The organism is Vibrio kyushuensis (assembly GCF_050337325.1).
Lineage (GTDB): Bacteria > Pseudomonadota > Gammaproteobacteria > Enterobacterales > Vibrionaceae > Vibrio > Vibrio kyushuensis.
The window spans coordinates 172047-191004 of the sequence record NZ_JAKJSV010000007.1; the positions used below are offsets into that span (position 1 = coordinate 172047).

Below are 18958 nucleotides of genomic sequence, written 5' to 3' on the forward strand. Positions count from 1 at the left end.
CACTAGGTATCTCTAGCTAGATAACAAGCAATATCTAGATAACGAGCTATATCCAAGTGACTTTTAGGCTTATTTCGTCACATAAGGTCACTTCAATATAGAACTCGTCAATACAATAAATTTTCCTTTCGCCTTTATTTAAAGGCATTAGAAACATAATTAGAGAAGTCATTATGAAACAATTAAACGTAGATGTAGCTGTTATTGGTGGTGGTACTGCAGGTTTAGGCGCTTATCGAGCAGCAAAAGCAAATACAACCAGTGTCGTGATGATTGAAGGTGGCCCATTTGGCACAACCTGCGCTCGTGTTGGTTGTATGCCTTCTAAGTTACTTATAGCAGCGGCTGAAAGTGTTCACCAAATTGAGAAAGCACCTGGATTTGGCGTTTACCCTCAAGGTGATACCATCATTAACGGTCGTGAAGTGATGGACCGTGTTAAGCGTGAACGTGACCGCTTCGTTGGCTTTGTTGTTGAAGGTGTTGATGAAATCCCAGCGGAAGACAAAATTATTGGCTACGCGAAGTTCATTGATAACAATACTCTAATTGTGGATGACCATACGACGATTACCGCTAAGCGCATTGTTATTGCAACAGGCTCTCGCCCTGCTTACCCTGCGGTTTGGAACGAACTCGGCGATCGCTTAGTGATTAATGATGATGTCTTTGATTGGGATGACCTACCTGAAGCTGTTGCCGTATTTGGCCCTGGTGTTATCGGCCTAGAATTAGGTCAATCTCTTCATCGTTTAGGCGTTAAGGTAAAGCTGTTTGGTTTGGGTGGACAAGTAGGTCCAATCACCGACCCTGAAGTGATGGCTTACGCAGACAAAGCATTCAAAGAAGAGTTCTATCTTGATGCTGATGTGAAAATCGAAACTATGCGACGCGTACTCGATTCCAATGGCAACGAAACGGACAAAGTAGAAATCATGTTCATCAACCACGATGGTGAACTCGAAACCTTCATTGTTGATTACGTATTAGCGGCGACTGGTCGTCGTCCAAACGTTGATAAGCTGGCGCTTGAAACTACAAGTCTAGAGCTTGATGATCGCGGCGTCCCAACAGCGGATTACTACACGCTGCAAACATCGGTCGAAAGCATCTTTATTGCCGGTGACGCTAGCAACCAGATTCCACTGCTGCATGAAGCGGCAGACCAGGCGCGAATCGCAGGTGATAATGCGGGTCGATTCCCTGATATTCGAGCAGGCCTACGTCGCTCTGTTATCTCAGCAGTTTTTTCTGACCCTCAAATAGCGATGGTCGGTGAAACCTTTAAACAGCTAGAGCAACGTCTTGGCACATGCGGATGTTTTGCAACAGGTGAAGTCTCTTTTGAAAATCAAGGTCGTTCACGTGTCATGCTACGTAACAAGGGTATTTTGCATGTCTACGGTGAACAAGGCACAGGACGCTTCCTTGGAGCAGAGTTGATGGGACCTAATGCTGAACACTTAGCGCACCTATTAGCTTGGGCACACCAAAATAAGATGACCGTTTCTGAAATGCTGGATATGCCTTTCTACCACCCTGTGATTGAAGAAGGTGTTCGTACTGCACTGCGTGATTTAAACGCGAAACTGCATTTAGGGCCGGAAATGGTTAAACATTGCCTAGACTGTGGACCAGGCTGTTAATTGCTTTATCCAATTAATGAACTCTAAATAGACAAAAAGCGAGTCCCTTTGTAAGGTGCTCGCTTTTTACTTTTCGAAAGAAAGTAGAAATTACTTTTCAGCCGCAATCACAGAGATCTCAACCAATAGCGCTTCACGAGCCATGTCTCCAGTAACACAAGCTCGAGCAGGTGCATGACCTTCTGGAACCCAATGATCCCAAACCTCATTCATCTCTTTAAAGTCTTTCATATCTTTTAGATAAATAGTCGCTGACAGCATGTGCTCTTTATTACTGCCCGCTTGCTCTAACAGTGCTTCCACTTTATCTAGCATGGTTTGAGTTTGCTCTTTAATGCCCTTTTCAGCATCGGCACAAACTTGACCACATAAATAGATCGTACCGTTGTGTTTAACGATACGGCTCATGCGCTGCTTAGTTTCTAGACGTTCAATCATTTTGCTCACTTTCTTGTTTATTTGCGATATTCTATTGGCTTATATACTACCTAATAAGCAATCTTCATGACATGTAAAACGTGTGATAAGCCCGGTTGGTTTTGGAAAAAAATTGGTCGCTGTAAACGATGTATGGATCAGCTTACATCACTGTCTGTTTTGTGTGGCGTGGTCTGGTGGTTCACCTGCCGAGAAACCCCTTTTAGTATCGAATCTATTGCATTGATCATGGCGGGCTTTGCCTTTAACTGCTTACTGTTCTTGCACCTATGGATGAAGTTTATTGTGATTCCCTACCAAGAGAACCAACTGAAAAAGAGAGAGGATAAAAAAAACTCCAGCACTTCAGGCAAGCACTAGAGTTTTGTTATTACCGTTTACTCTGTTTCATTTTCGATTGAGCTTTCGCACTATCGGTTAAGCTTAAGCGCCTCATCAATCACATGGTAAATGTAGTGCTGTTCTACCACGCCTTGAAATAACCAAGCCTGCGGGCCACGAGCAAATATCGCGACGTCTTCACCAGAGTGTGTTTCTGAACTGAGCTTAACCAATGCTTGTTGCAAGTAATCTAGCTTCTTCACTTCTTCCGCTGTTGGGTTGTCACGCTCACCTTTTACCGCGCCCGGTCCATTACCGTAAGCAAGAGTCGTGTAGTTCTTACCAAAGTCATCTTGATTGAGCTTACCTTTCTGCTTAGACAACCCCAAGATTGGGTTGCCACGCTCTGCATAACCATTTGAAATCAAAGTATGTGCATGGTCAGCGGTAACGATAATTAAAGTTTCTTGTGGATTGGTATTTTTCATCGCAAGACGAATTGCATCATCAAAAGCGATGGTATCTTCTAATGCTCTCGCCGCATTGCCATCATGGTGAGCATGATCAATTCGCCCCGCTTCGACCATCAGAATATAACCATTTTCATTGTTGGCTAAGATTTGAATCGCCTTATCGGTCATTTCAGCCAAAGACGGTTCTTTGTCGTTTAGCTTACGATCCGACTCATACTGCATGTGGCTGCTTTCAAACAGGCCAAATGCACGCTCTTTACCTGTTAATTTGTCGAAACCTTTACGGTCATAGACATACTGGCCTTGTGGGTAGCGCTCTTGCCACTCTTCAATCAGGTTTCGATTATCTTTGCGCTTGCCCTTTTGGCCTTCCGGATCAAGATGATCGACAGGTAGAAATTCACGGCGACCACCAGCAAAAGCAACTTGAAAACCATTGCCATAATCAAATTCAACAAACTGACTAGCGATGTCTTTACAGCCATTATTCTTAGCAATGTTAGGCATCACTGCATCGTTTTCCCAGTTTCGGTCGGCACTGTGAGCAAAAGTCACCGCAGGCGTGGCGTGGGTTAAACGTGCGGTGGACACCACACCAAGAGATAACCCTTTTTCTGCTGCTGATTGAAAGGCCGTTTTCACTTCATTACCTTTCATGCTGCTACAAAACCCCCGCTGAACGTTATCATTCACGCTGATCACGCCCGCCTTGGTTTTCACACCTGCAACCATGGCGGTCGCTGTTCCCGCCGAATCTGGCGTTTGCATATCGGTATTGTAAGTTTTAGCGAGTGCAGTATGAGGTAGGCTCTCCATTGCGAGCGAGTACTCTTCCCCTTTCATCCCTTGATTTTGTCCTGCATAAATTCGAGCGGCAGTCATTGTGCCGACACTCATGCCATCGCCAACAAATAGAATGACGTTCTTTGCCGGTCCATTGATCGGTTGAAGTTCTTTTGCTGCAGCAATCGCACTGCGCCCTTGCGTGTACCAAGTGTCGCTCTGTTGAGGCAGTTGCGCCATTGTCACTGTCGATGCGACAAGTCCGCTTAATGCTAAACCTAGTTGAAATCCTTTCACTACTTCTCTCCGATGGGATGAATGTCCGCAAACAAAGGTAGCCAAGCTATATATCAGTTTAATGAATGATTATTGAAGCTTATTTGACAACACATCATCAGTAATAAGCATAGGGGATAAGAGAGTGTGAACCGATAAAAAGAAAAAAGCCCCGCAGCCAAATCTGGTGCGGGGCCTTCTTAGATTCTTCTAAGAAAAAGCAGTGGTACATATTAGGACTACCGCTTTTCTCATTAGTTCCTTTAAAAGAGGATCTTTTTTGATCTTTTTTTAAGTTTTATTTTTCGGCCTTTTATTCAATCGCTTACATAACGACCAAATGCTCTTTAAGCCACATTCACTTTGGCAATGATCTGTTCAACCAAGTTCACTTCCAACGCAACTTCATCACAAGCGTGCTGACGAGGACACTGATCACAATCCTTCAGGACTTTCTCAGGTAGCAGCGATTTAGATGTTGGAATAAAGCTGTGCTTCATAAAGAACTCAGGTGTACGAGTCAAAACGAATACTTTCTTAATCGCCATTTGACGCGCTTTCTCAACAAGGTGCTGAACAATAGCCGTACCTTGTCCCTGCCCCTGCCAACCAGCTTCGACGCCGAGCGAACGAATTTCAGCTAAGCCAGAGTCATACACATAGAGTGATGCACAACCTGTCACTTCACCATGATGCTCAGCCACAGCAAACGAGCCAATATCACGCACCAGTTCATTACGTGAACGAGGTAGGTTCTCACCCATATTCGCCCAGTAAGCGACCATGCCTTCTAATGATTCGATATCAGTAAGACGCGCAGCACGTACTTTAACTGCTGAGGTATCACGTTGAGCCAGACGTTTATTTGCCTGATCTACCGCGTAAGCGACTTGCTTCGGTGATACGCCACCCAATGCGCTACGTTTTTCCAAACAGGAGTCGATGGTCAAGATGTCATAAACATCATCTTCAATCACATCTGAAAACTCTTTGAGTTCAGCAATTGATAATTCTTCGAGCGCACAGCCTTTGGCTATCGCTCCAACAACCGCCACCCCCACAATATGATGAGCCTCACGGAACGGGATATCTTTCGCCACTAGGTAATCAGCAAGTTCTGTTGAGTTTGCGTAACCCTGTTTTGCCGCTTCTAGCGTACGTTCACCGTTGACTTTAATGCCTTCGAAACAAAGCGCTGCCATTTCCATACAATCATTCCAAGTATCAAGCGCATCAAACAGCCCTTCCTTGTCTTCTTGCATATCTTTGTTGTAAGCCAGTGGCAATGCTTTTACTGTCATCATCATCGCGGCTAATGAACCATATACACGGCCTGTTTTACCACGGATAAGTTCCAATGCATCTGGGTTTTTCTTTTGTGGCATCAGTGACGATCCTGATGTCACGGTATCCGCTAACTCGATGAAGTTTGACTCACCTGAGTTATAGAAAATCATGTCTTCTGCAAGACGAGAAAGGTGAAGCATTGAGATAGAAGCAATCGACATTAGCTCCATCACATGATCACGGTCAGATACAGAATCTAGCGAGTTACGTGTTGCACGACGAAACCCAAGATTATGCGCCAACTCTTCACGATCCATTGGATACGCCGTTCCAGCTAGTGCACCTGAACCTAAAGGACAGGTATCAAGACGTTTAATCGCGTCACTCAAACGAGAGTAATCACGCTCTAACATCTCAACATAAGCCAAGCACCAGTGAGCGAACGTAACCGGTTGTGCACGTTGTAAGTGAGTGTAACCTGGTAAAACAGTCCCTTGGTGCTCTCTGGCAACCTCGACCATTTTAGCTTGAAGACGGTCAAGACCGATAAGTAGCTGCTGACCTTGTTGACGACACCATAATTTTAAGTCTGTCGCCACTTGGTCATTACGTGAACGGCCAGTGTGTAACTTTTTACCTAAGTCACCAACTTTGCCAATCAGTTGCGTTTCAACCCATGAGTGAATATCTTCCGCATCAGAACGCAAAATCTGATGAGGGTCTTCCATCACTTCGAGTTTTAATTCATTGAGTGCTAGCTCGAGCTTCTGCTGCTCTTCTTCTTTGAGAACATCTACAGATTGCAGTGCTTTTGACCAAGCAATAGAACCAACAATGTCTTGCTCAGCCAATCGGTAATCAAAGCGAAGTGAATCGTTAAAGTCTTTGAACCTAGTGTCTGCCGCTTGGGTAAATCTACCGCCCCATAATGCCATTGTGTCTCTCCTAAATGCTCAGTATCTACTGCTTGTGCAACGATCTACTCTGATTAAATTCAGCTTCTCTTTTTGTATGATTCAAACTTACAGTAATTCAATATAAAAACAAGGTAAAAATGCACTTATTTCACATAATTATTCATATATTTTCAATTTAAATGCGATTTAATATTTTGATGCGTAGCCACTGCCGATTAAAACACTGTGAAAAAGAAAAGCCCACTTGCAAAAACAAGTGGGCTTTCTTTATTCATTACGAGCTGAAGTCTATTTAAGCGAACCTATTTGGCTCTCTTCACTTCATTAAGCGCTCTGATTCTGCTTGATAGTGAGTAAAGACGAATAAAGCCTTCAGCGTGGCTTTGGTCGTAAACTTCATCTTCACCAAATGTCGCGAACTCTTCACAGTACAAGCTATTTGCAGAACGTTTTTGTGTCACCGTTGCGTGGCCTTTGTAAAGCTTGATAACCACTTCACCGTTAACGTCTTGAGCTAACTCTTCTGTTGCTGCAAGAATAGACTTACAAAGAGGAGTGAACCAACGACCATCGTAGACAAGGTGTGAAGCTTTAACACCTAGCTCTTCACGGAATTCGAATGCCGCTTTATCAAGAACCAATTGCTCTACCGCGCGCAGTGCTTCCATCATGATGGTGCCACCCGGAGTTTCATAACAGCCACGAGACTTCATGCCAACCAAACGGTTCTCTACGATATCGATACGGCCAACACCGTGCTTCGCACCTTTTTCATTAAGGTAAACCAATGCGTTGTATGGCGTCATCTCTTCACCATCAACAGCTACGACTTCACCTTTAACAACTTTCAGCGTCACTGACTCTGATTCGTTTGGCGCTTTCTCTGGATCAACGGTCCAATCCCAGCAATCATCGTTTGGCGCATTCCATGTATCTTCTAGAACACCACCTTCTGTTGAGATGTGCCATGCGTTTGCATCACGTGAGTAAATCTTTGTAAGAGAAGCAGTACAAGGGATGTTACGTTCCGCTAGGTAATCTAGACACTCTTCACGGCTTACTAGATCCCATTCACGCCAAGGGGCTATCACATGTAGGTCTGGTGCAAGGGCTGCAAATGCACCTTCAAAACGAACTTGGTCGTTACCTTTACCAGTACAACCGTGACACAGTGCGTCAGCGCCAACTTTACGTGCTACTTCCACTTGCGCTTTAGCAATAATCGGACGCGCCATTGATGTACCTAGAAGGTATTTACCTTCGTAGTAAGCACCGGTTTTAAGCGTTGGGTAGATGTAGTCAGCCACCATCTCTTCTTTAAGATCTGCGATGTAACACTCAGAAGCACCAGATGCTTTTGCCTTTGCTTCAATACCTTCTAGCTCGTCAGCGCCTTGGCCTACATCTGCAACAAACGCTATCACTTCACAGTCATAGTTCTCTTTAAGCCATGGGATGATTACTGAGGTATCAAGACCGCCAGAGTATGCGACAACTACTTTTTTAACTTGAACTTTGCTCATTTTCTTTCTCCAAATTCCTTGCGCTGCGCTTGGCGGTCAGTGCTAAGGTTTCTATTTAAAATTGTTTGTTTTTAATCTCACATCTATGCGTAAGATCCTAATTCGTTTTATCTATGCTCTCTTCCATCAGAGCATCAGCTACTTAGGTAAGACGTTATTTAGGCAAAAAAAGCGTTCCTATATTCTCACCTGCAAATAATTTGACTAATTTTTCAGGGTAACGCCAAGTCGCAACTTGGATTGAGCGACCTAAATCATTCGCAGCTTCTAGCGCTGCTTCTACCTTAACAATCATGCCATCAGTCACAACATGACCTTTAATTAAAGCATCGGCCTGCTGCTCAGTAAGGCTTTCAATTAAATGCCCTTTACCATCGAGTACACCACTCACATCAGAAAGCAGTACTAGCTCTGCATCAAGCGCCCCAGCAACTGCAACAGCGGCTTGGTCAGCATTCACGTTCATTAGCTGCCCTTCCTTTGTCAGCCCGATAGAGCTAATGATTGGCAGTGTTCCGGTATTTAATATCGCCTGTAGTACAGTAGAGTCACCTGGAGTCGCTTTACCAACTGCACCAAGTGCAGGATCTAGCTCTTCAATGTGACACAATCCACCATCGGCAAGGCTCAAACCCACAGCTTTAAGACCATCTTTAATCGCCTGACCTTGCAACAGCTTATTCGCAGTTCCAGCAAGGGCACCTGCAATCACAGGAATTTGATCGTAAGGCGTAACACGCAAACCGTTTTTCTTTACTGTTTCCAGATTCAGCTTGCCCATTAGGTCATCCACCAGATAACCACCACCATGAACAATGACGATTTGTCGTCGAGCCTGCTGCTGATAAGTTTCAATGGCAGCAAATAGCTGACTTAGCGTATCACTGCACGATAATGCAGCTCCGCCTAACTTAATCACGAGTGGCATTGTTTGGTTTACTGTCATGGCTGTTCCTTACTGCGTCTGTCTTATCTAGTTAACGTTTTATTTCAATGACTGGCGATTCTTAAAGTAAGGCCGTCAATTGATTAAATCCATAATGGATATTTAAGCACTGCATCGCTTGGCTTGAAGCGCCTTTAAGCAGGTTATCAATCGCAGAAACTACGATGATGTGCTCACCTTGGACCTTCCAACCTAAGTCGCAAAATGGGGTGAACTCTACGTTCTGTATTCTCGGCATTTGTTCATCAAGCAAACGAACTGCTGGCTTGCCTTCATACGCAATGGCAAAAGCTTGGTTAACTTGTTCAACCGTTACACCCGATGCGAGCTTCATTGTAATCGTCGCCAAAATGCCACGTTTGAAATTACCTAAATGCGGAGTGAAGATGACATCACGACCTAAGTGGCTCGCGATTTCAGGTTGATGACGATGAGCAAACACACCGTAAGGCTGAAGGCTCACTTCACAAAAACTGTTCACCATCGAAGCTTTACGGCCCGCACCTGTCACACCACTGGTTGCATTGATCACTGGCCATTGATTAAGGTCGAGTAGTCCCGACTCTACTAAAGGTTTAATCGCTAACTGTGATGCCGTTGGGTAACACCCGGCAACCGCAACTAATTGAGCTTGCTTAATCGCGTCTTCATTCCACTCCGCTAAGCCATAAGCCGCATTGTCTAGCCACGCTGCGTGCTGATGTTCAAAGCCATAATATTGTTGATAGAAACCTTCACCTTTCACTCTGAATGCACCAGAAAGGTCAAACACTTGGCAGCCATTCTCTAAAAAGACTGGCGCTAAATCGTGACTCACTTCGTGTGCTGTCGCGAGAAAAACCACATCACACTCTGCCGCTGCTTTCTGTACATCAACCAAAGGTTGAACAGGCATATCTATAACGCCAGCCAGCTTGCCATGAAGTTCAGCGATATTTTTTCCTGCATCGACGCTGTTGGCGGAAACGTATAAACCTGATAGCGTAAGCTGTGGGTGTTTTTGCACCATCACCGCCAGTTCAGCTCCGGTATAACCGCTAGCGCCAATAATTGTGGTTTTTAGTATTTCAGCGTGTGACATCTACAACTTCCAAGTTCAGGCTCAAGTTCATACTTAAAGCAAAATTGACTATTAATTTTAAAAAAACCGTTTAAATTGATTTTTTATTCACAAATAATGATTTAATATGTGTTTTACCCTCTTAACGTATTTCTGTCAACAGTAGAAGTGAAGATAATATGCAATTACCCAGTTTCCTTGAGGTCTATGAAGGTCTTATTTCAACCTCTTCAATCAGTTCAACCGACCCAAGTTGGGATGAAGGCAATAGTCAGGTAATCGAAAAGCTCGCTACCTGGTTAAAAGACATCGGCTTTGAAGTGACAGTCACGGAAGTCGAAAAAGGAAAGCACAACCTGATTGCCAAAAAAGGCACGGGTGAAGGCGGACTATTACTCGCTGGACACAGCGATACTGTACCCTTTGATGACGGGCGTTGGAGCTTTGAACCGCATGCATTAACTCAAGCAAACAATCGCTTTTACGGCTTAGGTACTGCAGATATGAAGGGCTTCTTTGCTTTTATCATTGAAGCGGTAAAGAAAGTCGATTGGAGTAAGCAGACTAAGCCACTGTATATTTTGGCCACCTGTGATGAAGAGACCACCATGCTCGGTGCGCGTCACTTTACTGAGAATGCCCCTTTTAAACCTGACTACTGCATCATTGGTGAGCCGACGAGCTTAGTGCCCGTCAGAGGCCATAAAGGGCACGTCGCTAATGCGGTGCGAATTACAGGTAAATCAGGTCACTCATCCGATCCTGCCCTTGGTGTCAACGCCATCGAGATCATGCATGAAGTGATGTTTGCACTGATGCAACTTCGCGACAGGCTAATCAAAGAGTATCACCACCCGGGCTTTGCCATTCCTAGCCCAACGCTTAATCTTGGCCACATTCATGGTGGCGATAGTGCAAACCGCATTTGTGGCTGCTGTGAGCTTCACTACGATGTGCGTCCACTTCCTGGCATAAGCCTTGATGGATTGGATAATATGCTGCGTTCGTCACTAAAAGAAGTGGAGGCGAAGTGGCCTGGACGCGTAGAAGTCACGCCATTGCACGAACCGATCCCTGGATATGAATGCCAACATGACCACCCATTTATAGCGGGCGTAGAGTCCATTTGCGAAACTCCATCAGAAACGGTGAACTACTGCACCGAAGCGCCTTTCCTACAAGAGCTATGCCCAACACTAGTTTTAGGCCCAGGTTCGATTGATCAAGCGCATCAACCGGATGAATTCTTAGCTTTCGAATTTATCGACCCAACCATCAATATTCTTTCTAAGGCCATGTATAAGTACTGTTTTTAACCCTATATCAACATCCTACACCCAGCCTTTAATCGAAAAAGCGTGCTGTTATCAAGTAACTAGCACGCTTTCCTACCCAGTTCCTGTAATAAAATTTCAGTAATTCATCAATCAAATCGCACTTCTATTGATTTACATTCACTCACACAATAAATGCAAACTTATGCTTCAATGTTTGACTCTTACTAGCATTTTTCGCTAGATTGTCTACTAATGAAGGAACACTGGATGTAATTTTTTTACAAGGCAGGATGACAAATGAACGAAAAATACGCTGCACTCAAAAGTAACGTAAGCATGCTAGGCCGCTTGCTTGGCAACACCATTAAAGATGCACATGGTGACGTTATCTTAGAGAAAGTTGAGACTATTCGTAAGCTTTCTAAATCAGCAAGTGCAGGCAATAAAGCCGACCGCGAAACTCTGATTGAAGAGATTAAGAGCTTACCTGATGAACAGCTTAAGCCGGTTGCACGCGCATTTAACCAATTCCTAAATTTGACCAATATGGCCGAGCAATACCATACCATTTCACGCCACTGTGAAGAGCATGTATGTGAGCCAGACGCCATTAGTAGTCTGTTTTCCAAGCTTAGTAAAAATGACATCAGTAAGTTAGATACTGCTCAAGCGGTTCGAGATCTGAATATTGAACTGGTACTGACTGCTCACCCTACAGAAATCACCCGTCGTACGATGATCAACAAGTTGGTTAAAACCAATGAGTGCTTGTCTAAATTAGAGCTTAGTGATCTTTCTTACAAAGAACGCCAAAAGACAGAGCGTCGCTTAGAGCAACTTATTGCTCAAGGTTGGCATTCGGATGTCATGCGTAAGCAGCGCCCAACGCCAATCGATGAAGCAAAATGGGGCTTTGCGGTTGTAGAAAACTCATTATGGGAAGGTGTACCAGAGTTCCTACGTGAGCTTGATGAGCGCCTTGAGAGCTACATTGGTGAAGGTTTGCCAATTGATGCTCGCCCGGTTCACTTCTCATCATGGATGGGTGGCGATCGCGATGGTAACCCATTCGTAACACACACGATCACTCGTGAAGTTATGCTACTTTCTCGTTGGAAAGCCGCTGATCTGTACCTAGGCGATATCAACGAGCTCGTTTCTGAACTATCGATGACTCAGTGTAACGATGCCGTTCGTGAACTTGCTGGCGATGATCAACACGAACCTTACCGCGCCGTTTTAAAAGGGCTTCGTTCACTACTTAACGAAACGCTAGAAATTCTCGATGCCAAAGTAAATGGTCAAAAGCTTGCAGTTAAAGCACCACTGCAACATATCGACCAATTATGGACTCCTCTTTACGCTTGTTACCAATCACTGCATGAATGCGGTATGGGCGTTATTGCTGATGGCTCACTGCTCGATACCTTGCGTCGTATTAAAGCGTTTGGTGTTCATCTTGTCCGTTTGGATATCCGTCAAGAGAGTACGCGTCACTCTGATGTTCTCTCTGAGCTTACTCGATACCTTGGCATTGGTGATTATGACCAATGGAGTGAGCAAGACAAGATTGCTTTCTTAACCAACGAACTAAGCTCTAAACGCCCACTATTACCGCGTGATTGGGAGCCTTCAGCACCAGTTAAAGAAGTTTTAGACACCTGTAAGATTGTGGCAACTCAACCACGTGAAGCGTTTGGCGCTTATGTGATTTCAATGGCACGTACAGCATCTGATGTATTGGCTGTTCACCTACTGCTTCAAGAGTCAGGCTGTCCGTACCGTATGGATGTCTGCCCGCTGTTTGAAACGCTTGACGATTTAAACAATGCTGAAGCGGTTATTAAGCAGCTGATGGACATCGATCTTTATCGCGGCTTTATCCAAAACCACCAAATGGTGATGATTGGTTACTCTGATTCAGCCAAAGATGCCGGTGTTATGGCTGCGGGTTGGGCTCAATACAGCGCGATGGACGCACTGGTTAAGGTTTGTGATGCAGAAGGCATTGAACTGACCTTGTTCCATGGCCGTGGCGGTACCGTTGGTCGTGGTGGTGCACCTGCGCACGCTGCACTTCTATCTCAACCACCAAAAAGCTTGAAAGGTGGCCTACGTGTTACTGAACAAGGCGAGATGATTCGCTTTAAGCTTGGTTTGCCTGAAGTTGCGGTGAATAGCTTTAATATGTATGCGAGTGCCATTTTAGAAGCGAACCTTCTTCCGCCTCCTGAGCCTAAGCAGGACTGGCGCGATCTTATGGATGTGCTGTCTGAGGTTTCATGTGAGTCTTATCGTAATGTCGTGCAAGGCGAAGCTGACTTTGTTCCGTATTTCCGCCAAGCAACGCCTGAGCTAGAACTAGGCAAACTGCCACTCGGTTCTCGCCCGTCAAAACGTAACCCTAATGGTGGTGTTGAAAGTCTACGTGCAATCCCATGGATCTTCTCATGGAGCCAAAACCGCTTGGTTTTGCCAGCATGGCTAGGCGCCGGTGAAGCTATTCAATACTCAATTGATAAAGGCCATCAAGAACTGCTAGAGACAATGTGTCGTGAATGGCCATTCTTCTCGACTCGTCTTGGTATGCTTGAGATGGTTTACTCAAAATGTAATATCGATATTTCACGTTATTACGATGAGCGTCTTGCTGATCCAGCATTGATCCCACTTGGTGACCGCCTAAGAGATCAACTGCAAAAAGACATCAAAGCAGTACTGAATGTTGAAAACAACGAGAACCTAATGCAGAGCGACCCTTGGGGCCTTGAATCTATTCGTTTACGTAGCATCTACGTTGAGCCATTGAATATGTTACAAGCTGAATTGCTCTACCGTACTCGTCAAACAGACACACCAGCGATTGAGCTTGAAGAAGCACTGATGGTGACCATTGCCGGAATAGCCGCAGGTATGCGAAATACAGGTTAGATGAGCAATATGCACTTTCTTGATCTACCTTGTAGTTCTATGAAATAAGCTCTAAAATCTATGAAACAAAGAAAATGCAGCACAATTAGCGTGCTGCATTTCTATTTTTATCTTCTATTAATCCTATCAAATATCAAAAACAACACTAGAAATGGCACAAAACGACCCATTATTGCAGATTAATATTCCATTTTTGCAACGTTATTGAGTTAATTATCAGTTTTTATTGTAAACCCCGCCTTCTATTCCACTTTATGCTTATATTTAGATATACTACTGCACCACTGCGATAGCACACATATACTAAATATCTCGCAGTCATAATAACAACTCAATATCAGCTCGACTCCGGCTAGGTGATAAACGGCTTTTAAAAGGTGACATAACCAACACGATAAAGTTGGTGTTGTTTAAACATAGAAATAATAAGTGCCATGAAGCACAACCAATGTTTGAACATCGTTATTTTGTAGTTTATTGACCTATTTGGATTAAAGACATGTCATTACCACACGTAATCCTCACTGTACTTAGTACACGCAACGCAACTGGATACGATATCACGAAAGAGTTTTCCGCTAGCATTGGCTATTTTTGGAAAGCTAGCCACCAACAAGTGTATCGTGAACTCAATAAAATGGCTCAAAATGAGCTCGTTACCTGTGTTCTTGAACCTCAAGAAGGCAAGCCTGATCGCAAAGTTTACTCCATCACAGACGCTGGCCGTGGCGCATTAGGTGAATGGTTTGATCAACCGACTGCACACCCAACCGTTAGAGATGAATTTTCAGCGAAGCTAATGGCATGCGCAGTACAAGATTCAGCGCCTTACCACACTCAACTGCATGAATTAGTGGCTGAATCTCATAAGCTTGTTGCTCACTATCAAGAAATTGAAGCGGCGTATTACGCAACGCCATCAACGCTTGATAAACAGCAACGTCTAGAGCGCCTAACACTTCGTCGTAACCTGTTACTTCGTCAAGCTTGGTTAGTCTGGGCTGAAGAAGTGCTGGTTGAACTTGGTGCTATCGGATAGTTCGAAATAGGTTAATTCGAATTAAAGAAAAAGGACGATGCTTTCACATCGTCCTTTAAGATTTGTCTAACTTGAATACCCTACTTATCTCTTTATAATTTAGCTAAAGCTTACTGATAAGTTTAAATCCCATCACCACCAATAAAGCTCTGAGATTTGCCATTAAACTGCTGATCCATATCCAGTGATGGTTTATCCGTTTTAGGGCGACCCACTATTTTGGCTGGAACACCTGCAACCGTTGTATGAGCTGGTACCGCTTGTAGCACGACTGAACACGAGCCGATCTTCGCACCTTCACCGACTTCAATATTACCCAGTATTTTCGCGCCCGCGCCAATCATCACGCCTTCGCGAATCTTAGGGTGACGATCTCCGCACTCTTTACCCGTACCGCCAAGTGTTACGTCTTGCAAAATAGAAACGTCATCTTCAACAATCGCGGTTTCACCAATCACAATACCCGTCGCGTGATCGAGCATAATGCCACGACCAATTTTAGCCGCAGGGTGAATATCCACTTGGCAGGCAACTGAGATTTGGTTTTGAAGATAGGTAGCCAGTGCAACACGGCCCTGTTTCCACAGCCAGTTAGCGACACGATAACCTTGCAGCGCGTGATAACCTTTCAAATACAGTAATGGCAATGAGTACATCGCGACAGCTGGATCTCGAGTAACCGTTGCGCAGATATCACACGCCGCTGCACGGCTGATCTCAGGATCGGCAGCAAAGGCTTGTTCTACCACTTCACGCACAGCCATCGCAGGCATTGATGGAGTTTTTAATTTATTCGCAAGAATATAGCTCAGCGCAGCGGCTAAGCTATCGTGATTAATGATGGTGGCATGATAAAAGCTCGCCAGCATTGGTTCTTGTTCAGACTGTTCACGGGCTTCACGCGTGATCGCCTTCCATACTTTATTTTTTTCACAATGCTTCATCATTAATCCCTTTCCAAACTCACCTAAGCGCTTCTATGTAACATGAGCTGCATGCAAGGTGACTCTTACTTCCCTTCTGACTTCTTATCACGAGCAAGTAAATCTTGCGCCGCTAAACGTGTATCCTTTCCTTGATACAGTACTTGATAGATTTGGTCAACAATTGGCATCTCTACGCCCATACGATCAGCTAACATCCACACTTCTTTAGTGTTCCGGTAGCCTTCAACCACTTGACCGATCTCTACTTGAGCTTCTTCCACACCTTTACCGGCACCAAGGGCTAAACCAAAGCGTCGGTTACGTGATTGGTTATCGGTACAAGTAAGAACTAAATCGCCAAGACCTGCCATACCCATAAAGGTTTCAGGTTGTGCGCCAAGCGCTGCGCCTAAACGTGTCATTTCAGCAAGACCACGGGTAATTAATGCAGTACGAGCGTTTGCACCAAAGCCAATACCATCAGACATGCCAGCGCCAATCGCGATAACATTTTTAACCGCACCGCCAAGTTGCATGCCAGTAAAATCGCTATTGGCGTAAACACGGAACGTTTTGCTACAGTGGATTTTTTCTTGGAGATCAGAGACAAACTGAGCGTCTGGAGAAGCAACTGAAATCGCAGTTGGCATGCCCATCGCAAGTTCTTTCGCGAAAGTCGGCCCCGATAACACAGCCAGAGAATAACCTTCACCAAGTACTTCGTTAGCTACGTCTTTTAATAGGCGGCCAGTTTCAGGCTCAAGCCCCTTAGTTGCCCAACAAATTCGAGTATCGTCACGTAAGTGAGGCTTTAAGCTGCCAAGAACAAATCCAAACACATGGCTAGGAACAACGACAAGTAAGTCGCGACTAGCTTGAACGGCTTTCTCTATGTCTGATTCAACAATCAAGCTTTCAGGAAAGTCTATGCCCGGTAGGAATTCATGATTAGCGCGATCTGCTTCTAATTGAGCCATGTGCTTAGGTTCATGTCCCCAAATTACAACGTTAGCGCCATTACGGGCTAGAGAAATAGCTAGCGAGGTGCCATAAGAGCCTGCCCCTATAACGGTCATCGCAATCTCTTTTCCGTAAGCATTATTCACATTTGAGTTTGTCATTACTTTGCCTGATCACTTTTGTTTTACAAGAACGAGTTAATAAGAACTTGTTTATAGAGATGAGTTTATTGTCATTCTAAACAAAAAATGCACATCGCATCATTCTAATTTGATGCTTTGTGCATTTTCTTTAATACGCTAGTGATTAAACCCACGTATTGTTCACCTATCGCAACCTATTACTTAGCAAAGTAATCGCTTAGCAACGGACTGCTTAGGTTATTATTTTGCTTCAGCTTCTGGAGACGCTTCGCCTTCTTTAGCTTGTTGCTGTAGGTAGTTCATGAACAATGCATCAAAGTTAACTGGTGCAAGGTTAAGTTGAGGGAACGTACCTTTAACAACTAGGCTAGAAATTGTTTCACGAGCGTATGGGAACAGGATGTTAGGGCAGAATGCACCTAGACAATGTGCTAGTTGACCCGCTTCCATGTTACCAGCAGTGAAGATACCACCTTGCTGAACTTCACATAGGAAAGCTGTCTCTTCTGCGTTTTTAACTGTTACAGTTAAACGTAGAACAACTTCGTAAGTGCCTTCACCAAGCTCACGGCTTTGCGTATCTAGGTCAAGTTTCACATCTGGGTTCCACTCTTTTTGAAACATAACTGGAGAGTTAGGTGCTTCGAAAGAGATATCTTTTAGAAAGATACGTTGGATAGCGAAATCTTGCGCTTGTTCTTGTGGTGCTGCTTCAGCCATGTTGAAATCCTTTAAATTCGGGTAATAAATTCTGTCATTGAGACTAACCGAGAGATGTTACATTGCGTAATTAAATCCGCAATTTCGTGGAAACTATCACATCTCTATATGATAAGTGCTGCCATTTTAGGCAACACATCATCAAGCTAGGCTTACTATCACTGGGTTGTGCTTATTTCTTACCACGAACGAGTGGTAAGTTTGCATCACTCCAACCAGCTAAACCATTCTTAAGAAGGTTTACATTTTCATAGCCAGCTTTTGCAAGTAGGTTAGCGCTCTCTGCTGCCGTTTGACCTGTCTTACATACCACAATGATTGGGTTAGATTTGTGCTTTTCAAGGTTGCTCAGGTTACCCTCTTTAATATCTGAAGGTAAAATGTGAACTGCGTCAGTAATGTGACCTTTTTTGAACTCATCTTTAGAGCGGATATCAACCACAACACCTTCTTCACGGTTCATAAGCAGAGTCACTTGAGACGCTGTGACCTCTTTATATGCAGCGGTTGCTGATTTTACGAAGCTCATGATTAAAGCGACAAAAAGACCGGCCCATACCAAAGATAGGATCATATTTTCTTGGAAAAAATCTATGTATTCTTGCATATCCTGCACTCTTACTGTTTTTGGCTTAAAATTCAGTCAGGAGTATAGCGAGGAAGCGTTGATGAGGCTAGTCAGGATAGAGTTCAATTGCAACTAGACGTGAAGTCAACCAACTCAGCTCGACCATTTAATAGGAAGCCATGGTAATACGCTTCCACAATTTGATAATCGAGTTCAGGAGAAAAGTAATAGGTAATTTTGTCTGCGCCACTTTGCTTAACTGGAATCACGTCCATACTTCCCCACCTGTCATACTCTTTTGATTGAAGGCTTAACACTTCGTACTGATACAGCTCAACGCCGTCTGACGCCTGACGAACTAGAGAGAAGCTTTCTCTATCATCTAATAGATTCTGTCGTAACTGCATAGTAATCGTATCAATATCACGAAGCGGTTCACCGATGCTTTCGTAGCGATACTCTTTATTATTGAGTGTCACCAAAGATTGATGTGAGGAATCAGGGAAAGAGACTTGCATGTCTCGCTTACGAAAGCCTGTTACTTTTTGGTGAAACGATTGAGTCAACCATTGACCGTCGTTCAAGGACATTTCTGAGCTTTGGGTATACGATGATCCAATACCTAAAATACTTGCACGACTTTGGCTTTTTGACAGCACACGACTATCTTGCCACTGCTCTGTTTTATGCATGTATCCAGTTTTAATACCGGTTAGGTAAAGAG

At 44.2% G+C, this 18958-nt stretch carries 16 protein-coding genes; 5 read left to right on the forward strand and 11 right to left on the reverse strand.

Annotation, left to right across the window (positions count from 1 at the left end):
- The first annotated feature begins 173 nt into the window (after positions 1 to 173).
- The gene (locus L4D20_RS16565) at positions 174 to 1646 is read left to right on the forward strand and encodes a dihydrolipoyl dehydrogenase (protein WP_428802696.1); all 1473 of its coding nucleotides are present in this window, start codon (positions 174 to 176) and stop codon (positions 1644 to 1646) included.
- A gap of 90 nt (positions 1647 to 1736) precedes the next feature.
- On the opposite strand, the gene L4D20_RS16570 is transcribed toward L4D20_RS16565, so the two are convergent.
- Positions 1737 to 2084 (reverse strand): RidA family protein, encoded by a 348-nt coding sequence (locus tag L4D20_RS16570; protein ID WP_428802697.1) that lies wholly within the window; start codon positions 2082 to 2084, stop codon positions 1737 to 1739.
- Positions 2085 to 2150: 66 nt separating this feature from the next.
- Here L4D20_RS16570 and L4D20_RS16575 point away from each other — a divergent pair, with 66 nt between their 5' ends.
- Positions 2151 to 2444: a DUF3624 domain-containing protein gene (locus L4D20_RS16575; RefSeq protein WP_428802698.1), complete on the forward strand. Its 294-nt coding sequence runs from the start codon at positions 2151 to 2153 to the stop codon at positions 2442 to 2444.
- A 50-nt stretch (positions 2445 to 2494) separates the two neighbouring features.
- Here the strand turns inward: L4D20_RS16575 and L4D20_RS16580 are convergent, their stop codons facing one another.
- From L4D20_RS16580 to argC, 5 genes are all read right to left on the reverse strand, one after another.
- The gene (locus L4D20_RS16580) at positions 2495 to 3958 is read right to left on the reverse strand and encodes an alkaline phosphatase family protein (RefSeq protein WP_428802699.1); all 1464 of its coding nucleotides are present in this window, start codon (positions 3956 to 3958) and stop codon (positions 2495 to 2497) included.
- Positions 3959 to 4284: 326 nt separating this feature from the next.
- A complete protein-coding gene (argH, locus tag L4D20_RS16585; RefSeq protein WP_428802700.1) occupies positions 4285 to 6159 on the reverse strand; it encodes an argininosuccinate lyase in 1875 nt (624 codons plus the stop codon).
- A 284-nt stretch (positions 6160 to 6443) separates the two neighbouring features.
- A complete protein-coding gene (locus L4D20_RS16590; protein WP_428802701.1) occupies positions 6444 to 7664 on the reverse strand; it encodes an argininosuccinate synthase in 1221 nt (406 codons plus the stop codon).
- Positions 7665 to 7818: 154 nt separating this feature from the next.
- Positions 7819 to 8610 (reverse strand): acetylglutamate kinase, encoded by a 792-nt coding sequence (gene argB, locus L4D20_RS16595; RefSeq protein ID WP_428802702.1) that lies wholly within the window; start codon positions 8608 to 8610, stop codon positions 7819 to 7821.
- A 61-nt stretch (positions 8611 to 8671) separates the two neighbouring features.
- Positions 8672 to 9676 (reverse strand): N-acetyl-gamma-glutamyl-phosphate reductase, encoded by a 1005-nt coding sequence (argC, locus tag L4D20_RS16600; protein ID WP_428802885.1) that lies wholly within the window; start codon positions 9674 to 9676, stop codon positions 8672 to 8674.
- Between the two features lie 173 nt (positions 9677 to 9849).
- Here argC and argE point away from each other — a divergent pair, with 173 nt between their 5' ends.
- The 3 genes from argE to L4D20_RS16615 all read left to right on the forward strand — a co-directional run bounded on the left by argE (position 9850) and on the right by L4D20_RS16615 (position 14917).
- Positions 9850 to 10986 (forward strand): acetylornithine deacetylase, encoded by a 1137-nt coding sequence (gene argE / locus L4D20_RS16605; RefSeq protein ID WP_428802703.1) that lies wholly within the window; start codon positions 9850 to 9852, stop codon positions 10984 to 10986.
- Positions 10987 to 11244: 258 nt separating this feature from the next.
- Positions 11245 to 13878 carry a phosphoenolpyruvate carboxylase gene (ppc, locus tag L4D20_RS16610; protein WP_428802704.1) on the forward strand — a complete coding sequence of 878 codons (2634 nt, stop codon included), beginning with the start codon at positions 11245 to 11247 and terminating at the stop codon, positions 13876 to 13878.
- Positions 13879 to 14377: 499 nt separating this feature from the next.
- Positions 14378 to 14917, forward strand: coding sequence for a PadR family transcriptional regulator (locus L4D20_RS16615; RefSeq protein WP_428802705.1), 540 nt, complete (start codon positions 14378 to 14380; stop codon positions 14915 to 14917).
- Positions 14918 to 15039: 122 nt separating this feature from the next.
- On the opposite strand, the gene cysE is transcribed toward L4D20_RS16615, so the two are convergent.
- The 5 genes from cysE to L4D20_RS16640 all read right to left on the reverse strand — a co-directional run bounded on the left by cysE (position 15040) and on the right by L4D20_RS16640 (position 18926).
- A complete protein-coding gene (gene cysE, locus L4D20_RS16620) occupies positions 15040 to 15861 on the reverse strand; it encodes a serine O-acetyltransferase (protein WP_428802886.1) in 822 nt (273 codons plus the stop codon).
- 65 nt (positions 15862 to 15926) lie between these two features.
- Positions 15927 to 16964, reverse strand: a complete 1038-nt coding sequence (gene gpsA / locus L4D20_RS16625; protein WP_428802706.1) for an NAD(P)H-dependent glycerol-3-phosphate dehydrogenase — start codon at positions 16962 to 16964, stop codon at positions 15927 to 15929.
- A gap of 222 nt (positions 16965 to 17186) precedes the next feature.
- A complete protein-coding gene (gene secB / locus L4D20_RS16630; protein ID WP_428802707.1) occupies positions 17187 to 17666 on the reverse strand; it encodes a protein-export chaperone SecB in 480 nt (159 codons plus the stop codon).
- A gap of 172 nt (positions 17667 to 17838) precedes the next feature.
- Positions 17839 to 18273, reverse strand: coding sequence for a rhodanese-like domain-containing protein (locus L4D20_RS16635; RefSeq protein ID WP_428802708.1), 435 nt, complete (start codon positions 18271 to 18273; stop codon positions 17839 to 17841).
- Between the two features lie 83 nt (positions 18274 to 18356).
- Entirely contained in the window at positions 18357 to 18926 is a 570-nt protein-coding gene (locus L4D20_RS16640) for a hypothetical protein (RefSeq protein WP_428802709.1), read from the reverse strand.
- Positions 18927 to 18958: the final 32 nt, after the last annotated feature.